General features: G+C 43.2%; 10 protein-coding genes and 1 pseudogene. 3 read left to right on the forward strand and 8 right to left on the reverse strand.

Features of this window, described 5'->3' with window-relative positions:
• Positions 1-461 precede the first annotated feature (461 nt).
• Positions 462-1,463 carry a 2-hydroxyacid dehydrogenase gene (locus AC4II3_RS26935; RefSeq protein WP_488013382.1) on the forward strand — a complete coding sequence of 334 codons (1,002 nt, stop codon included), beginning with the start codon at positions 462-464 and terminating at the stop codon, positions 1,461-1,463.
• A 126-nt stretch (positions 1,464-1,589) separates the two neighbouring features.
• Here the strand turns inward: AC4II3_RS26935 and AC4II3_RS26940 are convergent, their stop codons facing one another.
• The 6 genes from AC4II3_RS26940 to AC4II3_RS26965 form a co-directional block, all read right to left on the reverse strand.
• Positions 1,590-2,654: a calcium-binding protein gene (locus AC4II3_RS26940; RefSeq protein ID WP_488013384.1), complete on the reverse strand. Its 1,065-nt coding sequence runs from the start codon at positions 2,652-2,654 to the stop codon at positions 1,590-1,592.
• A gap of 179 nt (positions 2,655-2,833) precedes the next feature.
• Entirely contained in the window at positions 2,834-3,496 is a 663-nt protein-coding gene (locus AC4II3_RS26945; RefSeq protein ID WP_488013390.1) for a YggS family pyridoxal phosphate-dependent enzyme, read from the reverse strand.
• Positions 3,497-3,549: 53 nt separating this feature from the next.
• Positions 3,550-5,949: a CHASE2 domain-containing protein gene (locus AC4II3_RS26950; protein WP_488013386.1), complete on the reverse strand. Its 2,400-nt coding sequence runs from the start codon at positions 5,947-5,949 to the stop codon at positions 3,550-3,552.
• 953 nt (positions 5,950-6,902) lie between these two features.
• Entirely contained in the window at positions 6,903-7,040 is a 138-nt protein-coding gene (locus AC4II3_RS26955; RefSeq protein WP_070395194.1) for a photosystem II reaction center protein K, read from the reverse strand.
• Between the two features lie 47 nt (positions 7,041-7,087).
• On the reverse strand, positions 7,088-8,212 hold the full coding sequence (tgt, locus tag AC4II3_RS26960; protein ID WP_488016450.1) for a tRNA guanosine(34) transglycosylase Tgt: 1,125 nt from the start codon (positions 8,210-8,212) through the stop codon (positions 7,088-7,090).
• Positions 8,213-8,410: 198 nt separating this feature from the next.
• Positions 8,411-8,863 carry a hypothetical protein gene (locus AC4II3_RS26965; RefSeq protein ID WP_071106417.1) on the reverse strand — a complete coding sequence of 151 codons (453 nt, stop codon included), beginning with the start codon at positions 8,861-8,863 and terminating at the stop codon, positions 8,411-8,413.
• Positions 8,864-9,484: 621 nt separating this feature from the next.
• Here AC4II3_RS26965 and cobS point away from each other — a divergent pair.
• Entirely contained in the window at positions 9,485-10,279 is a 795-nt protein-coding gene (gene cobS / locus AC4II3_RS26970; protein ID WP_488016453.1) for an adenosylcobinamide-GDP ribazoletransferase, read from the forward strand.
• Positions 10,280-10,351: 72 nt separating this feature from the next.
• Here the strand turns inward: cobS and AC4II3_RS26975 are convergent, their stop codons facing one another.
• Positions 10,352-10,801, reverse strand: coding sequence for a PPC domain-containing protein (locus tag AC4II3_RS26975; RefSeq protein WP_488016455.1), 450 nt, complete (start codon positions 10,799-10,801; stop codon positions 10,352-10,354).
• A 448-nt stretch (positions 10,802-11,249) separates the two neighbouring features.
• Between AC4II3_RS26975 and AC4II3_RS26980 the strand changes: the two genes are divergently transcribed.
• Positions 11,250-11,630, forward strand: a complete 381-nt coding sequence (locus AC4II3_RS26980) for a MerR family transcriptional regulator (protein ID WP_488029776.1) — start codon at positions 11,250-11,252, stop codon at positions 11,628-11,630.
• Here AC4II3_RS26980 and AC4II3_RS26985 read toward each other — a convergent pair.
• Positions 11,554-11,826, reverse strand: a pseudogene (locus AC4II3_RS26985) (RNA-guided endonuclease TnpB family protein); the annotation flags it as partial. The gene AC4II3_RS26980 and the pseudogene AC4II3_RS26985 overlap by 77 nt on opposite strands.
• Positions 11,827-11,876: the final 50 nt, after the last annotated feature.

The raw sequence follows: 11,876 nt of genomic DNA on the forward strand, positions 1-11,876 counted from the left end.
CGTGACCTACGGTCAAGGGATTGCTCGCCATCACGGAAAACGCACCATTACGGTCTTGGAGAAACTCCCATTCGCTTTCTGCATCAAAACAATGTCATCCAATCGGGAATATTAATTCTTCCTTTCATGTTGACAGCTGGGAGCATCAAAACTATCATGAACGGATTGCAAAGCAACCAGATGTGAATCAATGATTTTTGCTTAGGCATCCAAGCTATTGTTTATAGCTCACTTTACTCATTATTTGTTAATTCTTTAACTTAATTTAAGACTGTGGGAATTGGTGTTAATTCTTCCCACTGCTCTGTGTTAAACTTCACAGAAATAAAAGAGAAGGTAAGCATTTACATAACCGCTGATAGCTTACTGTTAAAGGCTTACCAGAGAATTAACCTTTTCTTTAAATCTAGTCTTTAAATTTTTATCTAAAATTTAATTAAGGTGGTTTTGGCATTACATCTATGAAAGTCGCTGTCTTTAGTACCAAAGTCTACGACCGACAGTTTCTGGAAGCTGTTAATTCCCAATATGGTCATGAATTAACTTTTTTTGAACCGCACCTCGATACTCAAACGACTATTTTGGCATCAGGATGTCCAGCAGTATGCGTTTTTGTCAATGATACTCTCAACGGACAAGTGTTGGAAAAGCTGGCGCAACAGGGAACTCGTCTGATTGCTCTACGCTGCGCTGGTTTTAATAATGTGGATGTCACAAAAGCGACAGAATTGGACATGACAGTAGTGCGTGTTCCGGCTTACTCCCCGTATGCGATCGCTGAACATACGATTGGCTTAATGCTAGCCCTGAATCGCAAGATACATCGTGCTTATTCTCGAGTACGAGAAGGAAATTTTTCCCTAGATGGACTCTTGGGATTCGATATGCATGGTCGAACTGTAGGAATTGTGGGAACTGGTAAAATTGGTGTTATCGTAGCCCAAATTCTCACTGGTATGGGGTGTCAATTAGTAGCATATGATCCTTATCCAAACCCGGAGTGTCAAGCTTTAGGGGTCAAGTATGTAGAGCTAGCTGAACTATTTGCTATCTCTGATATTGTCACCTTACACTGTCCCTTAACTCCTGAAAACTATCATCTGATTAATTCCGAAGCTGTAGAGCAGATGAAACCAGGTGTGATGCTAATTAATACTAGCCGAGGGGGATTGATTGATACCAAAGCCATTATTGGTGCGCTCAAGTCCAAGAAAATTGGCTATCTCGCTTTGGATGTCTATGAGGGAGAATCTGCCTTGTTTTTTGAGGATTTGTCCAATGAAGTCATTCAAGATGATATTTTTGAACGTTTACTAACGTTCCCTAATGTAATTATTACTGCTCATCAAGCTTTCTTCACTGAAAATGCCCTCGATAACATTGCTGAAACTACACTCTCTAATATTACTAACTTTGAAAAAGGTCTTCCTTGTCCGAATAAAATTATTATTAATAGGGAATAGTAAATAATATCAAATCAGCTTGAATACCAAACCTTAACAACTAGTGACCTCGGCAAAATTCTTCAATTAATATTTTAGTAATTGGTAATCCTAATCCAATTACCAATTACCAATTACTAAATTGGCCTAAAACGCACTAGGAGGAGGGGCAACAAAGGAACGAGGAGGGAAGACTTGTAAATCAATATGCTGCTCTGGACTGAAATCAAGACCTGCTTGTAGTTGAGCAAATTGTTGCTCTTCAAAAGACAGAGCACCTGTCGTTTTATTGTAGGAGATTTGATCAATATCAAGTTCTCCAAAACTAACAATTTCAATCCTATCTCCCTCTTGGACATTGAAATCTGTAATCCTGTCAATTCCGCTTTCAGGTCGTGGCACTTCCGAGTCATCGTTCCTCGGCAATAATAAACTATCAGTTATGTTGATTCCCCTTGAAAATTGTAGCGGTTGTGATGAAGGCATTGAAGGCGGGAAAATGGGTAATGGACGATTTGTAAATGTGAATTTAAAGATATCAGCTCCGTGACCACCAGTAAGGGTATCCCTTCCTTCGCCACCTACTAGAGAATCATCACCATTCCCACCAATTAGATAATCATTCCCGCCACCAAAGACATTTTGCTCATCACCATCACCAATTAGGGTATCATTGCCAGTTCCACCAATGAGAGTATCACTGCTACCACCACCTTCGAGGATGTCATTGCCGTCTCCACCATCAAGGATGTCACTACCTGGATTATAGTTTATGGGAATTCCAGTCAAACGCCTACGAACATCACCTAAAAGGGAATCATCACCAGCTCCGCCTTTTAGGGTATCATTACCATCTGCTCCGTTGAGCGTGTCATTTCCTGTGCCACCGTCGAGGAAATCATGATCAGATTTGTTAACCTCAAACAAATTCAAGAAGCCAAAGCTAGGACCCGGTCCACCAGTAAGGACATCATTCCCTGAGCCACCAATCAGAGTATCATTGCCCTCTCCACCGTTGAGAACATCTGAATCCTCCTCCCCTTCAAGAAGGTCATTACCTCCTCGACCATTGAGACGATCATTCCCAGCTCTACCTTTGAGGGTATCATCCTGTGAGCCACCGCTGAGAGTATCGTTGCCACTGCCACCTATGAGAATTACACTAGTATTTGTAGTATTTGTTTCCAAGTCCACTAAGTTCAAGTTAAACATTTCTTCGAGCACCTATTCCTATCTAACTCCGAACTCCTTGATTGTGTGCTCTTAGGTATGGTAAGGCTAGCCAATTTGGCAGTATTTGGCCAATTTGACCGATTTATTGGTGCGCGTTTTCCCTGTAGGGAAACTCGACCGGGGTCGCACCGAAAAATACCGTTAAAAATGCTCAAAAATTATTGACGTTTGCCGAAAATCTTGCTACCTAAACGAATCATCGTTGCCCCTGCTTTAATAGCTTGCAAATAATCTCCCGACATTCCCATTGACACTTCTTTTAAATTTAACTGAGTGGTTTTATTAAGCTGTTCCTTGAATTTAGCAACTTCTACAAATGCATCAAAAATTTCAGCTTCCGATAACTCCAAGGGAAGAATTGTCATTAACCCTTGAATATCTAAGGAATCGCAAGCTTCTAATTCTGGTAACGTTTCTAATAACTGTTCAACAGACCAACCATATTTATTAGGATCGGGCAATATCTTGATTTGTAAACAAACCTTAGGTCGTTTATCTAACTCATTGGCACGCCGATTTAAACTCTGGGCTAACTTTAAATCATCAATGGAATGGATCCAGTCCATTGTTTGAACAGCAAGTTTGGCTTTATTCTTTTGTAAGTGACCGATAAAATGCCAGGAAATATCTTCTAAATCTTGTAATTGTTCCTGCTTGGCGCAAGCCTCTTGCAAGCGATTTTCTCCAAAATCGCGAATTCCAGCACCATAGGCTTCCCGCATTTTCTCTACAGATACGGTTTTGCTAACTGCAATTAAACGGATATTAGGCTTTAACTGTTGACGAATCTGCTGGATATTATCAGTAATAGGTGTAGTCATAGTTAAAGGTATTTTTTCCATAGTCTTCCCTATTGCCTTTTTTCTCCATGGCTTCACCCACCAATCACTTTGGACAAATCGTGCAGGATCACCTCAGCTGACTTGTATCTGTCAGCGAAATGGTAGCTTACCATCTTTTCTACAATTTGGGCAAATTCTTCAGGTACATCTGCCAGATTACGCCAAATCACTTCACCAGTTTCTGGGGAAATGGGCAATTGATAGGGACGAATGCCAGTTAATCCTTGAATCCCAATCATACCTATAGCATAAATATCACTATTGAAACTGGGGTGTCCCGCTAATTGCTCTGGTGGGGCATAACCGCGAGAGCCAATGGCAACCGTAGCATTGTCTTCCTGATTATGCTCTGGGCTTTTAATCTGTTTAACTGCTCCAAAGTCAATTAGTACCAGTTTACCATCAGTTTGACGACGGATAATATTGCCAGGTTTGATATCCCGGTGGATGACGCCGTATTTATGGATAAAGACTAGAATTTCTAAAATATCTTTTAGGATATCCGAGACTTCCTTCACTCCAAGCCGTTTATCTACTGGCAATTCGTCACTAAGGGACTGACCGGGAATATATTCTTCGACTAAGTAAAATGCTTGATCTTCTTCAAAATAAGCTAGTAGTCGAGGAATCTGTAAATGATTACCCAAGATTTCTAATATTTCTGCTTCAGTGTGGAATAGGCGTCTGGCAATTTTCAAGAATTGCGGATCGCTACGAGCCGGTTTCAATTGCTTGACCACACACTCGGGTGAACCAGGTCGCTGAGTATCTTCTGCTAAATGAATTAGACCAAACCCACCTGAACCAAGAACACGCTTGGTTTGGTAGCGTCTAGCTAGGAGGTTATGTTCGGGTCGGTACTCTACCGATGTACCATCTGAGTCTGCAGCCGGTGTTGGGTTCCAAATTTCTGTGGCATCTTCTTGAGATAAATCGGTTTGCGGTATCGGTATAGTTTTGGTGTTAGTGCTGGAGATGGTTTCGTTTTTTTCTTTCAACAACGCCTGTAACAAAGCTAAGTTCTGTTCCTGTTCTTGAGCTTTTGCTTCAATTTTGCGGCGCTCTTGCTCTGCTTTTATGCTCTCCTGTTTAGCCTTGTAACCGGTGTAAGTCATTACACCAGTACCCGAAAGGATTAATGCCAACGCAGGTGCCACCACAGGTATCCATCCTGAGTTGAGCAATAGCAGGTATGATGTTCCGAGCAAAATACCTAGAGCAATACTCTCAGACAGTACTAACTGTCGAGTGTTGCGGCTTACCCCAACTAACACGCCCCCTATTAGTGTCCAACCCCAAAGCCACAAGCCTTCTGTCCACTCAGACCAAAACCAAAACTGTCCTCTTCCCTCTCCAAGTGCCCCACTGAGCAGTTGACTCACGATTTGACCATGTATCATGACTCCTTGCATATGCTTGCTTTGTTTTTGAGCAAAACTGTAGGGTGTTAAGAAGTCATCATTTTTAATACTAGGAGCATTCATACCGATTAGGACAATCCGGTCTTTGACCAAGTCCGGTTCAATTTCCTCATTCAGCACCTTACTTAAGGTAACGGTATCGGAAAGATGATCACCAGAGCGGTAATTCAATAAAATTTGGTAGCCTCCCGTATCTCCCTTTTGGTAACCTCCAGCAGTAGGAGATATCTTGTTATAGACTGTTTTTCCTAGCTTCATCTGTTTTGGGGAGATGTTTTCGGGCTTGATTCCCCGCTGTTCCAAATAGCTTCGCGCTAACTGAAAGCCAAATGATAATCTGGTGCTGCAACCCACGATGCTGGTATTATCACTGGTATTGTCAAAAAATAATGGAGCCCGCCGGACGATTCCATCGGGATCTTCAAGTAGATTAACAAAGCCTACACGATGCTTAGAAATGTTTGGGGGGGCTGCAACACTGGATGCTTTTGATTGACCCCGATAGCAAATTGGGATTATGCGATCGCTATTTTGCAGTAGTTCAGAAAATTCAGTATTACCCGGTTCTACCGGACTGTCTCGAAAGATATCCACACCAATAACGGCGGGTTGATGTTGCTCCAGCTTTTTTAATAGCTGATACATTACAGCATCTTTGATTGAAGACCCTCCTGGAGCTGTTGTGCCTTTTAAATCTGGCTCAGTCACCTCTACTACTAAGAGGCGGTCATCGGGTGGTAAAGCTGGTCGCAGCTCTATCATCCGGTCGAAAGCCTTTAACTCAAAAAACTGTAACATTCCTAGGTGCTTAGACCCTAGCATTAAACCAGTTACGGCCAAACTCGCTACCAATGCTGGGTTTATTCCAACATATTGCCCCAAGCGTTTCAGCCGCGACCAAGCTTTCGTCGGTTTTGGGGGCGGGGGGGAGGGATTTTCCACCTGGGGGCTAATAAGTTTTGATTTGTTTGGTGACTCTTCTGTCGCCACTTTTACCAGCTGAGCACTCATATACTATAGTTATTACGAGAAACGATCACCCTTGATGTTCACCCTTGATGATTCTATAAATAATACGATCAACGGTTCGATCACCCTGTAGAGTAGTGACTCATTCCTTGATTCAATGCCCTGATCTAAGTCCGAAAGGTTGCTCTGAATATTTTCCCGATCGATGTCTTGATGCAGTCGCTCATGGGGAGGGGCTGTGTGCGGAACCTGCGTCCGCACCTTGTAAGCCCCGTGGAAACCCCCAAGACCGCGCTGCATCGCTTTAATCGATTTAGGAAAAGCAATGGAAGCCTTTTTGCTTAAACTACCATTGTGCTTTTTCGTGGGCTTGGAAGCAAGTCGTCCTTATTCTGTCAAGCTATCAATCGGAGCATATTAAATTTCTCTTCAAGTTCGCCGTGGTCAACCACTCTTATGCCAATTATTATTGATGCCCACCTGACTAATAGTATTGGCTAATTCCACGTTGATAGTTTTGACAGCAAAAACTGGCACTTAGCTTATACAAATAGCTTTCTGTATTTTAGCTTAACAATCGGTGGATAGTATTTATCCCAGATATCGGCAAGCTTTTCTACTCACAGGATACCCTACTGCCAACGTTCCTGTTTTTGATTGCTTTATCCACACTCTTCGGTTCAATCCCTGGTTGATATTTCCTACAGGCGCACTACTAATCTACACCATCATCAACCCTGCCAACTGATCATCCCACCATGACCTAAGTGGTTCATAGGTGGGATGAATCGTAGGGCTTATTGATTACGTAGTCTTCATCAGAGACAAAGGTTGGTCAGGTATTGAGGTTACTTTCCCACGGATTGATCCGTCGGGTTTGTACTACTCCCTTCTGACACAACCTAGAGATTTTTGGTAGATATGTCTAAATTTGTTGATATTTATCGATAAAACTAACCCCTAGAGCCAAACCGGTTTTCTAGCGGGGGAGAACTTTACCGGAAACCCACGGCGGCTTGCCATACAAAGGCTAGCAGCAAGAAGAACACAGGGATGACTGGTAGAACGTCCACCACTGGACCAAAAATAGAGTAAGCTTCGGGTAATGTTCCTAACACGAGTGCAGCTTCCATATCTTAAATCTTCCTTTCCAACACAGATTTAATAATTGACATGTATCTTAACATGAAGTGAACAGCCATTGAGCAAATTGTGTAGTGAATTGATCACTTAAGATAGCTGCCCTGATCGCTTGGGTGAACCGAATTAGCTCAGTCACATTGTGGTGAGAGAGTAACATATAGCCTAGAGATTCACGCGATCGCACTAAATGGTTCAGATAAGCACGACTGAAATTCTGACAGCAATAGCAAGGACAACTGGCATCTAAGGGGGAAAAATCTTCCCGAAACCGGGCATTTTTCAAGTTCCACCGTTCCCCCTGCACTAAGGCGCTACCATGACGTCCCAGGCGAGTGGGAATAACGCAGTCAAACAAGTCTATGCCAGATGCGATCGCTAAAACCATTTCCCTGTAGGTACCGACCCCCATCAGATAACGAGGCTTATGCCATGGCAGTAATGGAGCGGTTGTTTGGACAATTTGGTGAATCAATTCAGGCGGTTCCCCCACACTGACACCACCAATGGCATAACCTGGTAAATCCAACTCGACCAAGGATTCGGCAGCTTTTTGACGCAAATCTAGGTACACCCCACCCTGAACTATACCAAACAAAGCTTGTTGATCAGGGCGATTGTGGGCAACAATACAGCGTTTGAGCCAGCGATAGGTTCGTTGAGTTGCTAATTCCACCTCAGTTCGCTCAGCTGGATAGGGGGGACACTCATCAAATGCCATGATCACATCTGCTCCCAAGGCATGCTGAATTTCCATACACCGTTCTGGGGTTAGATCAATCATCCGCCCATCCCGAGGAGATCGAAAGGTCACACCCTCTTCAGTAATAGTACGGAGCTGGCTTAAGCTAAACACCTGAAAGCCACCAGAATCAGTTAAGATTGGTCCGTGCCAACCCATAAATTGATGCAGCCCACCGGCTTTTTTAATGATGGCTTCTCCCGGTTGCAGATGGAGATGATAGGTATTAGCCAAAACCATTTGGGCCCCAGCTACCTCTAACTGGGCTGGTGTTAGAGTTTTTACCGTTGCTAGGGTGCCTACTGGCATAAACCTGGGAGTTTCCACCACACCATGGGGTGTCACAAACACCCCAGCTCTTGCCTTAGTGTGGCTGCAGGAAGCCTGACATTGAAATGAAAAATTATTTTTCTGTTGAGTCAAGTTGATCTAGGTCTTCAAATATCGTTAACTAGACCATAGCGTCTAATTCGGTTAACCCTGGTCAAGCTCTTGGGTATTCGATATTGTGTATTCGATGCATCCAACGTTGAGCAAGCCAATACTTACTTATACCCTTGAATTTCATTGATCAATCTGTAACTTGTAACCTGTAACCTTCTAACCTTCTAACCTTCTAACCTAAAAAGGACAATCTCCATCATCATCAATTTGCACATCCCATTTCGCGCTTAGAACCTGTGTGACCATAGCTTCAAGGGCTTCCGCCTGAAGTTGTTCAACACACTCTTGTTGCAAGGGATTCAACAGGGGAATCAGCCGCAACTGACGATTTTCGTTAATTAGGTCAAAGTATGCTTCTTGCTCTGGAGACTGACTCAGTTGTAAATAGTCAAAACTATGAACATTGATGTAAAGTGTCCGATTGGCAATCAGGGTAGAGCAATGGGGATCAGCAAATACTTCCTGAACTAACCCTTCTCCCTGGTTTTTTAGTTGACCATCGAGAGTGTGGATGTAACGGACGCAACCTAAATCACCAAGCAAGCGTTTCATATCTCGCTTGTTGATGATAATGCCAGTTTCAATGATGCAAGGAGCTGGGAGTTGGTGTCGAGATTGGTGGTGACTCATGGATAAAAGCCTATAATGCTTTTCAGGGCTGATATTGACATGCAACTGGTTAATTTAATTGATTGGCGAGGCAACCCTAAAGGTTAAACCAATTGATGAGAACACAGCTACGGCAACGGGTTAAAACCAACAATAAAGGTTAATGGTGTTAGGTTTTGGGTTAATGGTTATCGGACTTTATACCTAATCTAAGCATGCTTAATTGTTAATACAAGGGTATAAGCGTATAAGCGTGCCTAGTAAGCAGCAACAGATAATTCCAATAGATGCAGGGAATAATCGCGTGTTAGGTGTTTATCCTTAAATAGTTCATAGTCAACTAGTCAAATCTAGACAACTAGATTACTACTTTTTAAGGGTTTACCCTTATTGAGTAAACACCAACAGCTTATACCCCAAATGGGATAAACCCATTGCCAACTACTTTTCGACCAAGGAATGTTGATTGAGCCGTTTTGGTCGGCACGAACTAACTAGATTAGTAGCCCGTTGCTGTTGAGACCTAAGCCATAGGGTCGGTTAACTTGCTGCTTATTACAACAGCGTATGACACAATACTATCTCAATCTTTCGATGGTGCTCAAAGGAAAATTCAATAAATTTCAGTAACAGCAGTTACTCATGAAGTATTTCACTGGACAACAATTGAGGCAATGGGGACGTCAACTTTTCCGTTCTTTAAGTGGTGCTGTAACTTTTTATACTAGTATCCCCCTACCAGCTAGCTGGGGAATGGAGTTTAGGGGGATTGCCCGTTGGGCCCCGATCATCGGATTGCTGATTGGGGGGATACTGGTAATATTAGATACTTTATTGCAACAGTTGGGGATGCCAGCACTTACTCGCTCTGTTGCAGTTGTGGTCAGCTGGCTTGCCCTGACTGGAGGATTACACTTAGATGGGGTGATAGACACAGCTGATGGTTTAGCAGTTCAAGATCCCCAGCGCCGTTTAGATGTGATGGCAGATAGTGCTACAGGAGCCTTTGGGGCAATGGCAGCCTGTACTCTATTATTGCTAAAAACCGCTGCCCTAAGTGATATCGGGGCTTATCGGTGGGCAGCTTTGATGGGAGCAGCTGCTTGGGGACGCTGGGGACAAGTAGTAGCGATCGCATTTTATCCCTATCTCAAACCCACCGGTAAAGGGGCATTTCACAAACCATGGATACGTATTCCCCAAGATATTCTCTTGGGATTATTCGCTGTCTTAAGTTTATCTCTTGTGCCAGTGTTGCTAGATCCGACAAATACTTGGTTATCCTTAACCATGGCCCTTGGAGGATGTGCGATCGCTCTACTGACTGGCGGCTGGTTTCACCGCCAGCTAGGGGGACATACTGGAGACACTTACGGAGCAGTGGTGGAATGGACAGAAGCCTTGTTTCTGTGCTTACTGACCCTGATCCTTAACTAATTATTTCACTCATTCTTTGCCCAAGACAACCTGTTGCTTGATCAATTACTTACCGACTCGACCACTAACCCCCTAAATTGGTTTAAGTCTGGTTATCTTTAATCTGAACCTGCCACCGCCCGTTGAGCCAAAGGCACGCACCCTGATAATGTACTCATCTGTCTCAGTAATGCGAGCAAATAGCAAGGAGTTAGTACTGCCATCGGGTCCATCATCATTTTCCGCTACCATAGAACCGTCAGAAGCGATCACAGAGATCATCGTGTCAAAGTTGTCTGAGATCAGGTCAATGGCAACTTGGTCTCCCGCATCAAGAGTTACTACATAGTCTCGGGCAAAGCCACCATCCCCGATCGGAATATCTTTCTGAGTCAGGGTGTCAACAATTTCTTTGCTATGGGAAATCGGCTGCGGATTGTACAGGTTTTGTGCTCTGGCTACCGGTGCAGTTACGCTCGTTGCCAACAACGTTGCTGCCACAGGCATAACCCAGCTAAACCAAGCAGCAAAAGCTTTACTCATTTAAATATATATTTACGTTAGTAACATTTCTAACACTGTACCTTAACCCCCTTAAAAAAGGAGGGTCTTGTTGAGTATGGGCTTAAAGTAGACCCAGGCTATCCCCTCCTGACGATACAACCAGCTTACTCTACTGCTGACGGGATGTCTCACCGCCAAATTTCTGATATTTTCCCTACTTAACTATAGTCATTTGACTAGGACAAAAAATCACAAATTGAATGCGATCGCTATTTTCACCTCACTTCAATATCACCAACTTTATCCAATAATTAAAACCTTCGATTCAGTTCTCCTCACTCCTCAAAAAAAACGCCAATTTTTGACATCAAACTGAGGGAATTAAACTTAATAGTTACTTCGGAATAGTTTTTTAAATTCAAACTTGTCAATGATTCATTTTACCTATATAATAGTATTATCGGAATAGTTAAAATAAAACAGAAAAATGAACAAGTGTGTTTGTACTACAGAAGCAGCATCTCTATTAGGTATTTCTTCTCGGCGATTGCGCCAACTTCTAGAGAAGGGTCGGGTTCGGGGTGCTTATAAAAGCGGGAAATTCTGGATTATTCCCTTGTTTAATAATCTGCCCCAAATCACGAAAGGCTCTAGAGGACCAAAAGGCAAATGGCGCACTAATCGTGCTCCGGCCATAGCTAAGATCAATGTCAACCGCAATCACATTGGCTCAAATATCCACAAAAGTCCCGAAGAACGGAAGCCAGTGATTTCCTTGACTACTCCCCGCTCTAAAGAGACGGGGATTCTAATAAGGATGTTTCGTGATGGGATGAATCCGCATCACTCCACACTTTTTTCTTATTAACTGACCACAGGAATACCCTGTGGGGACGAGTCAAAACGCCCCTACCCAGTTCGTCTAGGTTAATACCTAGCGTTCTGCTTACTTTGCGTATTATATTGGCAGCACCATTACAATCCGCATTGACATACCCATTCATTGCTGTTCGGTATAAACCGCGTTTCGTTCTTCTCCCTGATGGCTTCCAATCCTTGGGTTTTTATTAAACTAAGCCGCAGAGTCACCTCTGCGACTCGTCTCCAAAACCGT

This window comes from Moorena sp. (assembly GCF_982860115.1).

Excerpts from the sequence above, each read along its gene's own strand:
- AC4II3_RS26935 (WP_488013382.1), top strand. The coding sequence starts at position 462 with ATGAAAGTCGCTGTCTTTAGTACCAAAGTCTACGACCGACAGTTTCTG.
- AC4II3_RS26940 (WP_488013384.1), bottom strand. The coding sequence starts at position 2,654 with ATGTTTAACTTGAACTTAGTGGACTTGGAAACAAATACTACAAATACT.
- AC4II3_RS26945 (WP_488013390.1), bottom strand. The coding sequence starts at position 3,496 with ATGACTACACCTATTACTGATAATATCCAGCAGATTCGTCAACAGTTA.
- AC4II3_RS26950 (WP_488013386.1), bottom strand. The coding sequence starts at position 5,949 with ATGAGTGCTCAGCTGGTAAAAGTGGCGACAGAAGAGTCACCAAACAAA.
- AC4II3_RS26955 (WP_070395194.1), bottom strand. The coding sequence starts at position 7,040 with ATGGAAGCTGCACTCGTGTTAGGAACATTACCCGAAGCTTACTCTATT.
- AC4II3_RS26965 (WP_071106417.1), bottom strand. The coding sequence starts at position 8,863 with ATGAGTCACCACCAATCTCGACACCAACTCCCAGCTCCTTGCATCATT.
- cobS (WP_488016453.1), top strand. The coding sequence starts at position 9,485 with ATGAAGTATTTCACTGGACAACAATTGAGGCAATGGGGACGTCAACTT.
- AC4II3_RS26975 (WP_488016455.1), bottom strand. The coding sequence starts at position 10,801 with ATGAGTAAAGCTTTTGCTGCTTGGTTTAGCTGGGTTATGCCTGTGGCA.
- AC4II3_RS26980 (WP_488029776.1), top strand. The coding sequence starts at position 11,250 with ATGAACAAGTGTGTTTGTACTACAGAAGCAGCATCTCTATTAGGTATT.